At 61.9% G+C, this 15,181-nt stretch carries 15 protein-coding genes; 10 read left to right on the top strand and 5 right to left on the bottom strand.

Annotation, left to right across the window (positions count from 1 at the left end; genetic code table 11):
* Nucleotides 1-144: 144 nt before the first annotated feature.
* The 3 genes from GR197_RS13160 to GR197_RS13150 are packed head-to-tail and all read left to right on the top strand — an operon-like array spanning nt 145 to nt 2,878.
* On the top strand, nt 145-1,710 hold the full coding sequence (locus GR197_RS13160) for an exopolyphosphatase (RefSeq protein WP_164010082.1): 1,566 nt from the start codon (nt 145-147) through the stop codon (nt 1,708-1,710).
* Nucleotides 1,711-1,719: 9 nt separating this feature from the next.
* The gene (locus tag GR197_RS13155) at nt 1,720-2,439 is read left to right on the top strand and encodes an RlmE family RNA methyltransferase (protein WP_164010080.1); all 720 of its coding nucleotides are present in this window, start codon (nt 1,720-1,722) and stop codon (nt 2,437-2,439) included.
* A 55-nt stretch (nt 2,440-2,494) separates the two neighbouring features.
* Complete coding sequence (locus GR197_RS13150) at nt 2,495-2,878, top strand: VOC family protein (protein WP_164010078.1); 384 nt, start codon at nt 2,495-2,497, stop codon at nt 2,876-2,878.
* A gap of 55 nt (nt 2,879-2,933) precedes the next feature.
* Here GR197_RS13150 and GR197_RS13145 read toward each other — a convergent pair whose 3' ends face one another.
* Complete coding sequence (locus GR197_RS13145; protein WP_164010076.1) at nt 2,934-4,355, bottom strand: DHA2 family efflux MFS transporter permease subunit; 1,422 nt, start codon at nt 4,353-4,355, stop codon at nt 2,934-2,936.
* A 264-nt stretch (nt 4,356-4,619) separates the two neighbouring features.
* On the opposite strand from GR197_RS13145, the gene GR197_RS13140 reads away from it, so the two are divergent.
* The 3 genes from GR197_RS13140 to GR197_RS13130 all read left to right on the top strand — a co-directional run bounded on the left by GR197_RS13140 (nt 4,620) and on the right by GR197_RS13130 (nt 7,929).
* A complete protein-coding gene (locus GR197_RS13140; protein ID WP_164010074.1) occupies nt 4,620-5,612 on the top strand; it encodes an MBL fold metallo-hydrolase in 993 nt (330 codons plus the stop codon).
* Nucleotides 5,613-5,890: 278 nt separating this feature from the next.
* On the top strand, nt 5,891-7,375 hold the full coding sequence (gene guaB / locus GR197_RS13135; protein ID WP_164010072.1) for an IMP dehydrogenase: 1,485 nt from the start codon (nt 5,891-5,893) through the stop codon (nt 7,373-7,375).
* Between the two features lie 2 nt (nt 7,376-7,377).
* Complete coding sequence (locus GR197_RS13130; RefSeq protein ID WP_164010070.1) at nt 7,378-7,929, top strand: hypothetical protein; 552 nt, start codon at nt 7,378-7,380, stop codon at nt 7,927-7,929.
* A gap of 7 nt (nt 7,930-7,936) precedes the next feature.
* Here GR197_RS13130 and GR197_RS13125 read toward each other — a convergent pair whose 3' ends face one another.
* Nucleotides 7,937-8,854 carry a LysR family transcriptional regulator gene (locus tag GR197_RS13125; protein ID WP_164010068.1) on the bottom strand — a complete coding sequence of 306 codons (918 nt, stop codon included), beginning with the start codon at nt 8,852-8,854 and terminating at the stop codon, nt 7,937-7,939.
* Between the two features lie 92 nt (nt 8,855-8,946).
* On the opposite strand from GR197_RS13125, the gene GR197_RS13120 reads away from it, so the two are divergent.
* From GR197_RS13120 to GR197_RS13110, 3 genes are all read left to right on the top strand, one after another.
* Nucleotides 8,947-9,702 (top strand): SDR family oxidoreductase, encoded by a 756-nt coding sequence (locus GR197_RS13120; protein ID WP_164010066.1) that lies wholly within the window; start codon nt 8,947-8,949, stop codon nt 9,700-9,702.
* A gap of 107 nt (nt 9,703-9,809) precedes the next feature.
* Nucleotides 9,810-10,226, top strand: coding sequence for an MAPEG family protein (locus tag GR197_RS13115; RefSeq protein WP_164010064.1), 417 nt, complete (start codon nt 9,810-9,812; stop codon nt 10,224-10,226).
* Between the two features lie 279 nt (nt 10,227-10,505).
* Nucleotides 10,506-11,147, top strand: coding sequence for a TetR/AcrR family transcriptional regulator (locus GR197_RS13110; protein ID WP_164010062.1), 642 nt, complete (start codon nt 10,506-10,508; stop codon nt 11,145-11,147).
* 3 nt (nt 11,148-11,150) lie between these two features.
* Here GR197_RS13110 and GR197_RS13105 read toward each other — a convergent pair whose 3' ends face one another.
* Nucleotides 11,151-12,107 (bottom strand): LysR substrate-binding domain-containing protein, encoded by a 957-nt coding sequence (locus GR197_RS13105; protein ID WP_164010060.1) that lies wholly within the window; start codon nt 12,105-12,107, stop codon nt 11,151-11,153.
* 203 nt (nt 12,108-12,310) lie between these two features.
* Between GR197_RS13105 and GR197_RS13100 the strand changes: the two genes are divergently transcribed.
* Nucleotides 12,311-12,610: a DUF1127 domain-containing protein gene (locus GR197_RS13100; RefSeq protein WP_164010058.1), complete on the top strand. Its 300-nt coding sequence runs from the start codon at nt 12,311-12,313 to the stop codon at nt 12,608-12,610.
* Nucleotides 12,611-12,697: 87 nt separating this feature from the next.
* Here the strand turns inward: GR197_RS13100 and GR197_RS13095 are convergent, their stop codons facing one another.
* Together GR197_RS13095 and GR197_RS13090 are read right to left on the bottom strand one after the other, a co-directional pair.
* Complete coding sequence (locus GR197_RS13095) at nt 12,698-13,564, bottom strand: DUF937 domain-containing protein (RefSeq protein WP_164010056.1); 867 nt, start codon at nt 13,562-13,564, stop codon at nt 12,698-12,700.
* A 238-nt stretch (nt 13,565-13,802) separates the two neighbouring features.
* Complete coding sequence (locus GR197_RS13090; protein ID WP_164010054.1) at nt 13,803-15,176, bottom strand: glutamate--cysteine ligase; 1,374 nt, start codon at nt 15,174-15,176, stop codon at nt 13,803-13,805.
* Nucleotides 15,177-15,181 lie beyond the last annotated feature (5 nt).

Here is a 15,181-nt window from a genome sequence, read left to right as displayed (position 1 = left end):
TGGGAAAGGCGAAACCGCTGCAAATCCCGGTTCAAAAAAGAATTTGGCGATTTCTGCGGGCGCTGATATTCTTGCCGCAACGCAAAAATCAAATGAGCGCCTGCTGCATATCTCCGAACTTGCGCGGCGCGATGGAAAAACAACGTGGAAGACCCCGAAGGCGGCGCAAAGCCGCAATTTGACGGGGCGTCGGCGGCAGGGCGCAAGGACGGCAAGAAGTCCAGGCGCCGCAAGGGCAAGCGTGGCGGGCAATCCCGCAGCGCGGCTCATCCCGCTTCGCATGAGCCTACCGGCGGTGCCGGACAGCCTGCGCGCCCGATGGAAGATGCAGCCGGCAATCCGGCCCGCAAGCGAAAGCGTCGCCGTCGTAGCGGCCAAGGCGCGCCGCAGGACGGTTCTCCTCATGTCCATCCGATGGAGCAGACCCAAGCGGTGGACAGTGCTGCTCGGCCGGATGGCGAGCAGACGCCGAGCCGGCGCAATCGCCGCAAACATCGCGGCAAGCGCGGTCTTCAGGGCCGGCCGCTGACGTCGGCAAAACCATCAAGTGCCCCGCAACAGGAAAGCCGTGCGGATGAGACGGTGCGCAGTGCAGTTCCGCGTGAAACGCAGAACAGCACAGCCGCCAACCGCAAGGGCCGCCAGGATAGTCACGGCCATCCGGGGTTTCAGGGCGATCGCCAGGCCGGCGAACATGCGTGGCCGGACGAACTCTACGCCGCTCTCGACCTCGGCACCAACAATTGCCGTCTGCTCATTGCCCAGCCGACCCGCCCGGGGCAATTCCGGGTGGTCGACGCCTTTTCCCGCATCGTGCGCCTTGGCGAGGGCCTTGCGGCCAGCGGTCGTCTGTCCGACGAGGCGATGGAAAGGGCAGTCGAAGCGCTGCGGATCTGCGCCTCCAAGCTCAGAAACCGCGAGATCCGCCGCATGCGGCTGATCGCCACCGAAGCCTGCCGCCAGGCCGTCAATGGTGAGGAATTCCTCAGCCGCGTCGTTGCCGAAACCGGTCTCGCGCTGGAGATTATCGATCGCGAGACCGAAGCGCGCCTCGCCGTCTCCGGCTGCTCTTCGCTGGTCGGGCGTGAGACACGCTCCGTCGTGCTCTTTGATATCGGCGGCGGCTCGTCGGAGATCGCCGTCATCCGCATCGGTGACAATCGTTTCAGCCGGTTGGCCAATCACATCACCCACTGGACCTCGCTGCCGGTCGGCGTCGTGACGCTGTCGGAGCGTCATGGCGGGCACGACGTCACGCCGGAGGCTTTCGAAGGCATGGTTCGCGAAGTCGGCGGCATGCTCGAAGGTTTCGATTGCCCGGAGATCGAAGTTGGCCAGGCCGGCGACTTCCATCTGATCGGCACATCAGGCACGGTGACGACGCTTGCCGGCGTGCATCTCGACCTGCCGCGTTATGACCGGCGCAAGGTCGATGGCATCTGGCTGTCTGACGACGAGGTCTCCGCCATGCAGGCAAAGCTGCTCTCCTGGAATTTCGAAAGCCGTGCCGCCAATCCCTGCATCGGGCCGGATCGGGCCGATCTGGTGCTCGCCGGCTGCGCAATCCTGGAGGCGATCCGCCGCCGCTGGCCGAGCCCGCGCATGCGGGTCGCCGATCGCGGCTTGAGGGAAGGCCTGCTCACCGACATGATGGCCGATGACGGCGTGTGGCGGCGCAATCGCAACCGCCGCGGCCAGCGTGCTAAATAAGGATAAGGCATGACCAAAGCACCGATCGCGGGAAACCGCACCGGCCGCAAGCTCGGCCAGCGCGTCAAGAACAAGAAGATGAAGGCCTCCTCGCGCCAATGGCTGCAGCGCCACATCAACGATCCCTATGTGCAGCGGGCTCAGCTGGAAGGCTATCGCGCCCGCGCCGCCTTCAAGCTTTTGGAGATCGACGAGAAGCACCATATCCTGCGCGGCGCCAAGCGCATCATCGATCTGGGTGCGGCACCCGGCAGCTGGTCGCAGATCGCTGCCAAGGTCACCGGCTCGACGGATGAGGATATCCGTGTGGCCGCGATCGATTTTCTCGAAATGGCCCAGCTGCCCGGCGTCAAGATCCTGCAACTCGATTTCCTCGATCCCAGTGCGCCGGAAAAGCTGCTGGAGGCGGTCGGCGGCACGCCAGATCTCGTCTTCTCTGATATGGCAGCACCGACCACCGGCCACCACCGCACCGACCATCTGCGCACCATGCATCTCTGCGAAGTCGCGGCCCAATTCGCCGTCGAGGTGCTGGGGGAGGGCGGGCATTTCCTGACCAAGACTTTCCAGGGCGGCACCGAGCGTGAGCTGCTCGCCATGCTGAAGCAGAATTTCCGCCAGGTCGTCCATGTCAAGCCGAACGCCTCGCGCGCCGAATCGGTCGAGATGTTCCTGCTCGCCAAGGGCTTCAAGGGACGCAAGGTCGAAGGTGACGCAGAGCAGGCTTGATCTTGGGCTGGTCTCGGCCGATGATGACGATCTCGAGAGCTGAGCGGCTGGTCCCATGCTTCTGTACGTCACGCTCGGAACCAACGATCTTTATCGCGCAGGACATTTTTATGATGCCGTGCTGCCTCTGCTTGGCTATCGCCGCCAGCATTATTCGGAAGAGGAAATCGGCTATTCCGCCGAGAGCGATACGCGCTGCCGCTTCTGGGTGGTAACGCCGTTCAATCGCCGCCGGGCGGCTGCCGGCAATGGCGCCATGGTCGCCTTTGCAGCCGAACGCCGAGCCGATGTCGACGCCTTCCATGCGGCGGCGATGGCGGCAGGCGGAGTGGACGAGGGCGGGCCCGGCCTGCGCCCCTACCATGCCCATTTCTATGCCGCTTATGTGAGAGATCTCGACGGCAACAAGCTCAGCGCCGTCTGCGAAAACCCCGAATAGCCGACAGCGGCGCGCGTCATTCCAGGCGCGCAAAGGACGCTGTAGCACTCGAAGCCTATTTCACCACCGGCTGCTCGGCGTCGATCGTCGACTGCACCGCCTTTGCGCGGTGGCCGGAAACGAGCGCGCCGGCATTGCGGTCCATCCGGATGAAGGGAATGGTGGCAATGACCGTCAGTCCGGCGATGATATAGAAGGCAAGGTGGAAATCGGCGACCTGCAAGGCTTCGCCCCTGATATAGATTGAGCTTTCCAGGATCGCGGCTGCGACCGCAACGCCGAGCGCCAGGCTCACCTGCTGCATCACCGAGCTCATCGATGTCGCCTGGCTCGCTTGCGCGTCGTCGATATCGGCAAAGGCAAGCGCGTTGACGCCGGTGAACATGAAGGAGCGGGAGAAGCCGCCGAGCAACAGCACGCCGATGATGGCCAGATGCGGCGTTGCCGGCGTGAACAGGCCAGTAACGATCGTCACGAGGGTCGTCACCATGGCGGCGCAAAGCAGCGTCGTGCGGAAACCGGCGGCCGCGAAAACGCGCTTTGCCATGAACTTGGTGGTGATCGCCCCGATCGCTCCGGCAAAGGTGATCAGGCCGGATTGGAACGGCGTCAGCCCGAAGCCGAGCTGCAGCATCAGCGGCGTCAGGAAGGGCATGGCGCCGACGCAGATCCGAAAGAGCGTGCCGCCCAAGGTCGAGGCCCGGAAGGTCGGGTTCTTGAACAGGTTGAGGTTGAGGATCGGCGCCGGGTGGCGTTTCGCATGGCTGATATAAAGGAAGCCGCAGATAAGGCCGATCAAGGTAGCGGTAATGCCGATGATCGGCGGCAGCGCCGGCAGGCTGACCACCGACAGGCCGAAGACGACGCCGGCGGCCGTAAGCGAGGTGAGCACGAAACCGGTGAAATCGAGCTTCGGCGGCGCCATCGCCTCGACCTCCGGCAGGAAGATCGTCGCCAGCCAGATGCCGATGACGCCGACCGGCACGTTGATCAGGAAGATCCAGTGCCAGCTGAAATAGGTGGTGATGAAGCCGCCGAGCGGCGGGCCGGTGAGCGGGCCGACCAGCGCCGGAATGGTCAGCAGCGCCATGGCCGAGACCAGATCGCTGCGCTTCGTCGTGCGCACCAGCACGAGACGGCCGACCGGCGTCATCATCGCGCCGCCCATGCCCTGCAGGAAGCGGGCGAAGACGAATTCGACGAGGTTGGACGAGATGGCGCAGAAGATCGAGCCGATGACGAAGACGGAGATGGCAAGGCGGAAGATTTTCTTGGCGCCGAACCTGTCGGCCATCCAGCCGCTGACCGGGATGAACACAGCCAGCGCCACCATATAGGAGGTCAGCGCCAGCTTCAGCGTGATCGGCCCGACATTGAGATCCGACGCGATCGCCGGCAGCGCCGTGGCAATGACGGTGGAGTCCATCTGTTCCATGAAAAGAGCGACGGCAAGGATCAGCGGGACGATGCGGTTCATAGGCGGGAGGCCTTGATGGGCTGCGGATGGGAGCTGGGAAGGCCCGTGCTGTTTAGACCCACTTCAGAGGCCTGCCAATGCTCAAATCCGGTTCGACGACATGTTTGCTTCACGTCTGCGTGAGACGGCTTGTCCGACAACATCGCGTGTCAACATTGACATATGCTTACCCTGCCGGGGCAAGAAATCCGGCGGGGAATGTCATCGGCCGGAAAGGTGATCGGCCGTGCGGCGAGACACCGCACGGCGTGGAAGGATGGACATATGGCAATTTCGTCGGGAATAAAGCGGCGCACCCTTTTTGCCGCAGGCCTCGGCCTGCTCGCGGCGCCGGTCATTTTTAGAGAAAAGGCCGAAGCGGCCGCTACTGGAGAAAGCAATACTATGAACATAACGCCTGCGCCGCAGATCAATCAATTCAAGCTCGGTGCCTATAAGTTCACCGTCGTGCGCGACGGCACCAATGTCTCCGAAAACCCGCACGAAACCTTCGGCACCAATCAGGCCCCTGAAACCGTCAAAGCATTGCTGACCGCAAACTTCCTTCCGGCCGACAAGTTCATGAACGGATATACGCCGGCTCTCATCGACACTGGTTCGGAGGTCATTCTCGTCGATACCGGCTTCGGCGCTGGCGGTCGCGCAAGGGGCGCCGGCCAGCTTACCGAAGGCCTGAAGGCCGCAGGCTATTCGGCCGACGACGTCACCCTGGTGGCGCTGACTCATCTGCATGGTGATCACATCGGCGGCCTGATGGAAAATGGTTCGCCAGCCTTCCTGAATGCCCGCTATGTCGTCGGCCAGGCCGAATATGATTTCTGGTCGAACACCGCGCGCGAGGGCACGCCGGCCGAAGGCGGCCACAAGGCGGTGCTCGCCAATGTCGCGCCGCTTGCCGAAAAGACCACGTTCATCAAGGACGGCGACAGTTTCGCGCCCGGCATAACGGCGATGCTGGCGGCCGGGCACTCGCCGGGGCATATGGTGTTCCATGTCGAATCCGAGGGCAAACGCCTGGTTCTCACCGGCGATACCGCCAACCATTATATACTGTCGCTGCTGCGGCCGGATTGGGAAGTGCGTTTCGACATGGACAAGACGCAGGCAGCCGCCACCCGCCGCAAGGTTTTCGAGATGATCGCGACCGAGAAGATCGCCTTCCTCGGCTACCACATGCCGTTCCCGGCGGTCGGCTTCGTCGAGCGGCAGGATGGCGGTTATCGCTTCGTGCCGAAGACCTATCAGTTCGACATCTGATCTGCAGAAATTCCAGCAAACTGCGCCGCAGTTTTGCTTTCGGAGTCTGTGAAAACAATGAGATAGAGCATCCCCATGAGCTGGGGAAATGAGGGGATGCTCCAGGCGCATGGCACCCATGCCGAGCCCGGCCGATAGGCCGGGCTTTTTGCTATTTCCTTCCTGTCATAGACGTGTTACCAGCCCTCGCCAACTTCCAAGCAATCCCATGCACACCGCCGGGGCGGACGATTCGTTTCCGGGCGGGCTCGCATTTTTATTAAATGAAGGAATTGGCCATGGCACGCATCATTGAAACGGCAACCGGCGCGGACGCGCTTACCTTCGACGACGTGCTGCTGCAGCCCGGCCACTCCGAGGTCATGCCCGGCCAGACGAACATCGCGACCCGCATCGCCCGGGATTTCGATCTCAACATCCCGATCCTGTCTTCGGCCATGGATACCGTCACCGAAAGCCGCCTGGCGATCGCCATGGCCCAGGCCGGCGGCCTGGGCGTCATCCACCGCAATCTGACGCCGATCGAGCAGGCCGAAGAGGTCCGCCAGGTCAAGAAGTTCGAAAGCGGCATGGTCGTCAATCCGGTCACCATCGGCCCGGATGCAAAGCTTGCCGAAGCACTCGGCCTGATGAAGTCGCACAGCATCTCCGGCATTCCCGTCGTCGAGAAGTCTGGCCGCCTCGTCGGCATCCTGACCAACCGCGACGTCCGCTTCGCCTCCGATCCTGAGCAGAAGATCCACGAGCTGATGACCAAGGACAATCTGGTCACCGTCAAGGAGAGCGTCGATCAGCAGGAGGCCAAACGCCTGCTGCATTCGCATCGCATCGAGAAGCTGCTGGTCGTCGATACCGAAGGCCGCTGCGTCGGCCTCATCACCGTCAAGGATATCGAAAAGTCGCAGCTGAACCCGAACGCCTCCAAGGATGCCCAGGGTAGGCTTCGTGCCGCTGCCGCCATCAGCGTCGGCGATGACGGTTTCGAGCGCGCCGAACGGCTGATCGAGGCCGGCGTCGACCTTCTGGTCGTCGATACCGCCCACGGCCATTCGCAGCGCGTCCTCGATGCCGTCACCCGCGTCAAGAAGCTGTCCAACTCGGTGCGCATCATGGCCGGCAACGTCGCCACCTATGACGGCACCAGAGCGCTGATCGATGCCGGCGCGGATGCCGTCAAGGTCGGTATCGGCCCGGGTTCGATCTGCACGACGCGCATCGTCGCCGGTGTCGGCGTTCCGCAGCTCGCCGCCATCATGTCGGCCGTTCAGGCAGCGCAGGCTCAGGACGTGCCCGTAATCGCCGATGGCGGCATCAAATTCTCCGGCGATCTTGCCAAGGCGATCGCCGCCGGCGCTTCCGCCGTCATGATCGGTTCGCTGCTGGCCGGCACCGACGAGAGCCCGGGCGAGGTCTATCTCTACCAGGGCCGTTCCTTCAAGGCCTATCGCGGCATGGGCTCCGTCGGCGCCATGGCCCGCGGCTCGGCTGACCGTTATTTCCAGGCGGAGGTGCGCGACACGCTGAAGCTCGTGCCCGAAGGTATCGAGGGCCAGGTGCCGTATAAGGGACCGGTCGCGGCCGTCGTCCACCAGCTCGCCGGCGGCCTCAAGGCGGCCATGGGTTATGTCGGCGGCAAGGACCTGAAGGATTTCCAGGAGCGGGCGACCTTCGTGCGCATCTCCGGCGCCGGTCTTCGCGAAAGCCACGCCCATGACGTGACCATCACCCGGGAGAGCCCGAACTATCCGGGCGCCGGCCTCTGATCATGAAAGCGGGCAGCGGGATTCCTCTCTGGATCGTCGCGCTGCTCGCAGCCCTCTGCCTTGCCGTGCTTGCCTGGACGACGTTCGGCTTCGTTGTGCCCTTCAAGCACGAAACCGGACAGGCGGTTCTCGATACCTATTTCGCCGGTTACGACGAGTCGGCGGTCTTTCATATGCAGAAGCTGCTCGATGAGAACGAGACGGCGACCAAGCTGCTCCGGGCCATGTATTTCGGGCCGGAGCTGATCTTTCCGGCATTGCTAACGGCGCTGCTGTTTCTCGCCTTTGTCAAGCTTGGCCCTCTCGACGCGTGGTTCGGACGATCGCATCCGCTCGTCGGCCAGGCGATCTATCTGCTGCCCTTCGTCTACGGAATCGCCGACTATGGCGAGAACATCTCGAGCCTGATTGCCTTCGGCGACAGTCCTTTCGCAGGACTTGCCGCGCAGCTGCTGCCATGGATGACAAGGCTGAAATTCGCGAGCCTCGCCATCTCGTCCATCGTCCTTGTCAGGCTTGCCATCGCCCGTTGGCTGTCGCCAGGCCGAGATTGAAGCGGCGTCAGTTCCTCCTCCGCCAAACCGGATTTGACAGTCTCGCCACCATGAAATCGGCAAGGACCTCGACCTTCGCTGGCCGGCTCCGAGCCGAAGGTGTGACGAAATACAGTGCGCCGGTCGGCAGCGTCCAGTCGGGAAGGATTGGCGTCAATTGGCCGTCGACGAGATAGTCATGCGCGAGAAATTCGGGGAGTTCGATGATCCCGAGGCCCCGTAGCGCCATTGGCACCAATGCTTGCGAATTGGTGGCCCTGAGAGAGCCGCTTGGCACGATGACCTCCTCCTTGCCTTCGCTATTGCGCAGGCGCCAGACATCCTGTCGCGCCCTGTAGGCGTATCCGAGGCAATGGTGAGCCGTTAGCTCGCGGGGATGTTCCGGCACGCCGTAGTGTTTGAGGTATGCGGGTGCCGCGAGAATGAAGCGATCCACCGGCACCAGCCTGCGCGCGACCAATGACGAATCCGGCAATACCGCGATTCTGAGTGCCGCATCGAAGCCGTCCCCCACGATATCGACGACAGCATCGCTCATGTGCAGGTCGATGGAAATCTCCGGAAAGAGCTCGAAAAAGTCAGGCAGGATCGGGGCCAGCCAGCGTGTCCCGAAGTCCATCGGCGCTGCAAGCCTGATCAGCCCCTTCGGTCGGGTGGCAAGCTCCTGGGCGGCGTCCTCTGCCATTTCGGCCTCGGCATAGATCCGCGCGGCGCTGTCGACCAGTCGCAGGCCGAAATCGGTCAAAGCGAGCTGTCGAGAGGTGCGGTTGAAGAGCCTTGCGCCCAGCCTCTGCTCAAGACGGCTTACGGCCCGTGAAACCGTCGGCACCGACACGCCGAGCGTCTGCGCAGCCCGAACGAAAGAACGCTCCTCGGCGACCTTTGCGAACATCGCCAGTCCCTCGAAATCGGGAAATTTGTTCATTTCATTCCTGAAACAATGGCTTTCAATTCTTTCTATTCCGAAAGGATACCTTCGTCCATATCTCAGCTTCAGTCGAGCCAAAGGAGACGACAATGACACAACGGTTGAATGCGAAGATTGCAGTTATCACTGGCGCCACGTCCGGGATCGGCCTTGCCGCAGCGAAGCGCTTCGTGGCTGAGGGCGCACGGGTCTTCATCACCGGCCGCCGCAAGGACGTTCTCGATGCGGCAATCGCTGAAATCGGCGGCGGGGTTGTGGGGATCCAGGCGGATTCAGCCAACCTCGCTGACCTCGATCGCCTCTATGAGGAGGTGAAGGCTGAGGCCGGGAGAGTTGACGTGCTCTTCGTCAACGCAGGTGGCGGCTCCATGTTGCCCCTCGGCGAAATCACGGAAGAGCAGTATGACGACACATTCGATCGAAACGTGAAGGGGGTTCTCTTTACGGTGCAGAAGGCCTTGCCGCTGCTCTCGCGAGGAGCATCGGTCATCTTGACGGGATCAACAGCAGGCTCGGGCGGCACACCCGCCTTCAGCGTATACGCCGCATCGAAAGCCGCCTTGCGCAGCTTTGCGCGCAACTGGATCCTCGACTTGAAGGATCGCGGCATTCGGATCAACACGCTCAGTCCTGGCCCGACGGAAACGACCGGACTGGTCGAATTGGCTGGTCAGGATCCAGCCCAGCAGCAGGGTTTGCTCGATGCCCTGGCGGCCCAGGTGCCAATGGGCAGGGTTGGCCGCGCAGAAGAGGTTGCTGCTGCCGCACTCTTCCTTGCCTCGGATGATTCCAGCTTCGTTACCGGTGCCGAACTCTTCGTCGATGGCGGCAGCGCCCAGGTGTAAAGACAATATCGGGTTTGCGGATGCCAGCGGCGAGCCGCCCCTGGCATCCGCTTAACCTTTCCGCTAATGCTCCTCGCGACATGTGAAAGCGGATGGGAAGTGCCGAAATGACCGACTATCAAATCTTCTGGCCACTCCTCGCCCATGCCGCCCTGGTCTACGGTCTTTATATGCTTCTTGGGCTGCGGCGCGCAAAACTCGTCCGCGCCGGCAATATCAACAAATCGGACTACCGCGAAAATCGAGACGAGCCGGCAGAAAGTCTCGTCGTCAAGAACTGCCTCGCCAACCAGTTCGAACTGCCGGTGCTGTTCTACGCCTGCTGTATTCTTCTCTACACCACTGACTCCGACAATATCGTCACCGTCGGCCTCGCCTGGATCTTCGTCGCCCTGCGCTACGCCCATGCCGCCATCCATGTCTCCAGCAACGATCTGCGCTACCGCAGCCCGATCTTTGCCGCCGGATACCTGGTGTTGGGAGCCATGTGGGTTTGGCTCGCCGTATGGATGGCCATGAGCTGAGGCCCGGCGCGGAGTGCCTCGTCAGGCGTCCGGTGGCCAGCATTGTCACTCGTCTCGGGCAGCGGCATGGCTCGAAGAATTTTACAACTATTTCAGGTCTTTCGGTTGCTGATCAATTAGCATGATATGATCTAGGGGCCTGATTTCACATGGCTTTGCCGGTCGTTAAAATGCGGGCGTTTTCATTTACTACTGATGAAGACCTGCAATGTCATACCCGCCCGACGCGCTGATTTTGGCATGATGCCTTCTCTCGCGAACGATAAGAACGGGAACGACATGGGCGCGGAAAGCATGGATCGGATCGGCCTGCGCAGGCAGCCGAAGCAGGAGCGCAGCATCCAGAGGCTGGACCTCATTCTCGCCGCAGCCGCCAAGATCATCGCCGAAAAGGGCGTCAGCGCCATGCGGATGACGGAGCTTGCCGTCGCCGCCAAAGTGCCGATCGGTTCGGTTTACCAGTATTTTCCCGAGAAGGCGGCGATCGTCAAAGCCTTGTTCGACCAGCACGCCTCGGCGATACAGGCGAAGACGGAGGCAATGTTTGCCGACGTGCGGTCGCTCGACCAAGCGCTCGGCCTCGTCTGCGACATCATCGACTGGTATTACGATTCCTACCACAATGATCCCGTCTATCTCGGCGTCTGGATGGGAACGGAGACCGACCAGGATCTGCTGCAGCTGAATATCGAGCATAGCGGCCGCGTCGCCGGCATCTTTCACGAGACCGTGCGCCGACTGGCTCCCGACTTTTGCGACGAGCAGATATATGCGCGTACTTACCTGTTCAGCCACCTGATCGGCGCTGTCATCCGGCTTGCCGCCGTCAGCGATGAGGTCTTGGCGCGGCGCATGCTCGACGAATGGAAACGCGTCATCCGCGCCTCCCTTTTCGCCACGACCCTGCCGAACGCCGCCTGAGCCTTACCAGCTCGGCACCATATTGGCGGCCTTCAGCCGCGGATAAAGGCGTGCCTGGGCGGATTTGACATCCGCATCGAGGTTGTCGTCGACGACAGCAGGCGTGATGTTGTCGAGGCAGGCGGTGATATGGGCGGTGATCGCGTTCATCAGCGAGAGCGAAACGCCCGGCCGCTTCATGATGCCGATCTGCACCGGCGGCAGCGCCGGAAAACCGTCCGCCTGGCTCAGCACCTTCATGCCGGTTCGCAGCGCCGATTCCGGCATGACCGAGACCGCCATGCCGGCAAGCACGGCTGCGGCAACGACGGTGCAGGACCAGCTGGTGAACAAGATCTGGTGTTCGCGTCCGACAGCATCGAGCGCCGAACAGGCAAGCTGTCGCCACTGGCAATCCCGCCGGCCGACGGCAAGCGGCACCGGCGCGTCGTCGCGGATCGGATGGTTTGCCGAACCCACCCAGCAAAGCGGCTCGGTTCTCACCACATCGGACATGCGCTCGCGGGGATTGTGGGTGACGAGGGCAATGTCCAGCTCGCCCTTGTGCATGCGCTCGGCCAGATCCACAGAGGGCTCGCAGACGATGTAGAGCTCGACATTCGGATGCGTCTTGGCGAAGCGGCCGATGATCTCGGGCATGTAGCGGTCGGCATAATCGTCCGGCGTGCCGATGCGCAGTGTTCCCTCCAGCCTGTTATCGTCGAACGCCGCGATCGCCTCATTGTTGAGGCGGATGATGCGCCGGGCATAGTTGAGCAGTTTTTCACCTTCGACCGTCAGTCGGTTGCCGCGGCCGTCCTTGATGAACAGCTGCTTGCCGATGCGCTCTTCGAGACGGCGCATCTGCATGGAGACGGCCGATTGGGTCTTGTAGACCCTGTCGGCGGCCTTGGTGAAGCTGCCGGAATCGACGATGGCGATGAAAGTCTGCAACTGGTCGAGATCAAGAGGCGCGGCCATGGTGTCACCCATAAAGATAGCTGATGATAATCATTAGAAACATTCGTTGGACTGATCAATAGCTCTTTGGCATCTTCGGGATGCAAATCAAGCAAAGTGAAGGACAGACACCCTGCCTGTCCAAGCAGAATTCAGCCTTATCCCTTTCCGCACGACCTCGCGGAAGGGGTTGGGTTGTTGCGTGCCCGAGAAAGGAGAGTTCGATGCACACGACAGACCGAACACTAGAACTCGACTGCAGCAAGCTTACCCCGACGCTTTTCCAGCGTCTGGCGGCAGGCCTCGCTCCGCTGGTCTCCCTCTTTCGCGGGTTCCGCAATCGCATGGAGATCAACGCGCTGCATGATCTGAATGACACGCAGCTGAGGGATATTGGCCTTAGCAGGGCCGACCTGACCTCTGCGTTCCTGGCCTCGACGTTCTTCGAGGACCCGTCGGAACATCTGACGCGCTCAGCGCGCAATCGCTGGCGCCTGTCGCTCTTCCGCTCCTACGAAGAGTAGGAGCGTCGAGTTTCCCCGCAGGGTGATAGCCAATAGCCCTGCTGCTTGACCCGGTGATCGGCTTTCCCAAGCCATCGCCGGGTTTTTTTATGCCTTGGTTTCAGGCGCCTTCGGCCGATAGGTCTCGAAAATCGCTTCCAGGTTCCTCTGGTAGGTCTTCTGCACTTCCAATCCGCTGTCGAACATGGCGTTCAGCATCTCGGTATAGCTGTCGGCATTGACCTTCGCCTCTTCCTTCGGCGCTCCTGTGGGCTTCGCCGCCGGCTGTTTGGCCGCCGGCTGCTGGCCAAGCCCGCCCATCATCTCCTGAAAGGCCTTGGCAAAGGGATTGTCGAGGAAGGGGTTCGGCTGAGACGCCGGTTCCGCCCTCGGTACCGAAAACATCTGCTGCATCGCCTGGGTGAAGGGATTGTCGAAGATGCTGGCCTCCGGGGCTGTCTTCGGTTTCGGCGCAAAGCCGGTACTCTCAAGCCATTTCTGGATGGTCTCGCCCATCGCCGAGTTGGCGAAGGGGTTGACCGGTGAGGCCATCTGGCCGGTCGTCTGCTTGAAGAGCCCACCCATCAGCGTATCGGCGAGCACCGGCAGCATCCGCTGGTAGATGTCCTGGCCAATGCCGGTCATCTGTGCGGCCTGCGCCGCCACTGCGCGCGAAACCTCCTTCGAGCCGAAAAGCTGGGCAAGGATGTTGTTGCCGTCGGAAATGCCCTCCGGCGTGAAGGCCCGGCTCATATCCTCGAAATATCGTGCATAATTGCCGGAGGAGACAGCCTGCATCAACCCGACGAAATCATAAGGGTTGCTGGTGCTGCGTTTCAGGCCGGCTGAGAAGGCAGGCATCAGCGCCGCCATCGCCTTGGTCGCCTGTTCCTGCGCGAGGTTGAACTGCCGGGCGACCGCCTCCATCGCCGCGCCGTTCTGCGCCTGCATCATCATGTCGAAGAGTGGCAGCATGGAAGTCCCTTTCCCGGTTCGCGGCGTATTGTGGCGCCACTATAACCTGAAATGGCAGAGCGCAAACCGCTTTTTGCCATAAGAACTTAGGAGCATGTCCCGCAAAAGCGTGCAGCGGATTTGCCAGGCAAAGCGCCGAGCGCTTTTGCCGCTAACGCATGCGTAAAACAAAGGGCTAAAGCGCGAGGAACGGATCTGAAAGATCGCGACGCGCTTTAGAGAGAAATTTTGGCTGAGCTCAGTACTGATAGTCCTCGAAGACAGGTTCCACCGAGCCGTGCCAGCGGCCGTGGTAGAGCGACAGCAGATCCTCGGCGAGCGTCGCCTTCTTGGCGAGCACCTCGTCGAGCGGCGCCAGGAAGATCGTCTCGTCCTGGCCTTCGCCGTTGAGCTTGCCGCGGGCCTTGAGGCCAGCCTTCGATATGCCGACCACTTCGCGCGCCATGTCGAAGAGCGAATGTCCGCGGAATTGCGCCTTCAAGCCTTGCGCCGGAACAGCATTGCGCAGCGCGCCGACCTCGGCAAAGCTCCAATCCTTCGTCAACGCGTCGGCGGCCTCGAGTGCGGCATCGTCATAGAGCAGGCCGACCCAGAAGGCCGGCAGTGCGCAGATGCGCCGCCACGGGCCGCCGTCGGCGCCGCGCATTTCGAGGAAACGCTTCAGCCGCACGTCGGGGAAGAGCGTCGAGAGATGGTTCGTCCAGTCGCCCATCGTCGGCGCCGGATCGGCGATCTCACCCTTCAACGCGCCATTCATGAACTGGCGGAACGTCACATGGGTACAGTCGTGATAGCGGCCGTCGCGGACAATGAAATACATCGGCGCGTCGAGCGCCCATTCGGCATAGTCGCGGAAGCTGAAGTCGTCGCGGAAGGTGAAATCGAGCAGGCCGGCGCGCCGGTTGTCGACATCGCGCCAGATATCGCCGCGCCACGAGAGCAGCCCGTTTGGCTTGCCCTCGGTAAAGGGCGAGGATGCGAAGAGCGCGGTCGCCAGCGATTGCAGCTTCATCGAGACGCGCATCTTCTTGCGCATGTCGGCTTCCGAGGAGAAATCGAGATTCACCTGGATCGTGCAGGTGCGGTACATCATGTCGAGACCCATGGTGCCGACCTTCGGCATATAGCGGGTCATGATCTCGTAGCGTGATTTCGGCATCTGCGGGGTTTCCGCATAGGTCCATTTCGGACTGCCGCCAATGCCGAGGAAGCGGATGCCCATCGGTTCGGCGATTTCGCGTAGCGTCGCCAGGTGCTGGTTCGATTCCCTGCAGGTCTCGTGGATCGTCTCCAGCGGTGCTCCGGAGAGTTCGAACTGGCCGCCGGGCTCGATCGAGATGGCGCCCATGCCATTCTGTTCGGCAAGGCCGATGATGTTGCCGCCGTCCGTGATCGGCTCCCAGCCGTTCTTCGTCTGCAGGCCGGTCAGCAGGGCCGAAATGCTGGCATCGCCGAAATAGGGAACCGGGCTGTTGTCGGCGCGGAAGAAGGCGAATTTCTCGTGTTCGGTGCCGATCCGAAAGCGCTCCCGTGGCTTGTTGCCCGCGGCAATATAATCGGTCAGATCCTGGACCGAAGAGAGCGGTGTCTGGTCGGTGGTGTCGCGGGCCATGCGGG

Source organism: Rhizobium phaseoli (genome assembly GCF_010668805.1).
In the GTDB taxonomy this organism is placed as follows: domain Bacteria; phylum Pseudomonadota; class Alphaproteobacteria; order Rhizobiales; family Rhizobiaceae; genus Rhizobium; species Rhizobium phaseoli_A.
The sequence above is the reverse complement of the archived record's forward strand: the minus strand, read 5'-3'. Positions and strand labels throughout refer to the sequence as shown.

Coding starts and splice junctions, on each gene's coding strand:
- GR197_RS13155 (WP_164010080.1), top strand. CDS start 1,720: ATGACCAAAGCACCGATCGCGGGAAACCGCACCGGCCGCAAGCTCGGC.
- GR197_RS13150 (WP_164010078.1), top strand. CDS start 2,495: ATGCTTCTGTACGTCACGCTCGGAACCAACGATCTTTATCGCGCAGGA.
- GR197_RS13145 (WP_164010076.1), bottom strand. CDS start 4,355: ATGAACCGCATCGTCCCGCTGATCCTTGCCGTCGCTCTTTTCATGGAA.
- GR197_RS13140 (WP_164010074.1), top strand. CDS start 4,620: ATGGCAATTTCGTCGGGAATAAAGCGGCGCACCCTTTTTGCCGCAGGC.
- guaB (WP_164010072.1), top strand. CDS start 5,891: ATGGCACGCATCATTGAAACGGCAACCGGCGCGGACGCGCTTACCTTC.
- GR197_RS13130 (WP_164010070.1), top strand. CDS start 7,378: ATGAAAGCGGGCAGCGGGATTCCTCTCTGGATCGTCGCGCTGCTCGCA.
- GR197_RS13125 (WP_164010068.1), bottom strand. CDS start 8,854: ATGAACAAATTTCCCGATTTCGAGGGACTGGCGATGTTCGCAAAGGTC.
- GR197_RS13120 (WP_164010066.1), top strand. CDS start 8,947: ATGACACAACGGTTGAATGCGAAGATTGCAGTTATCACTGGCGCCACG.
- GR197_RS13115 (WP_164010064.1), top strand. CDS start 9,810: ATGACCGACTATCAAATCTTCTGGCCACTCCTCGCCCATGCCGCCCTG.
- GR197_RS13110 (WP_164010062.1), top strand. CDS start 10,506: ATGGGCGCGGAAAGCATGGATCGGATCGGCCTGCGCAGGCAGCCGAAG.
- GR197_RS13105 (WP_164010060.1), bottom strand. CDS start 12,107: ATGGCCGCGCCTCTTGATCTCGACCAGTTGCAGACTTTCATCGCCATC.
- GR197_RS13100 (WP_164010058.1), top strand. CDS start 12,311: ATGCACACGACAGACCGAACACTAGAACTCGACTGCAGCAAGCTTACC.
- GR197_RS13095 (WP_164010056.1), bottom strand. CDS start 13,564: ATGCTGCCACTCTTCGACATGATGATGCAGGCGCAGAACGGCGCGGCG.
- GR197_RS13090 (WP_164010054.1), bottom strand. CDS start 15,176: ATGGCCCGCGACACCACCGACCAGACACCGCTCTCTTCGGTCCAGGAT.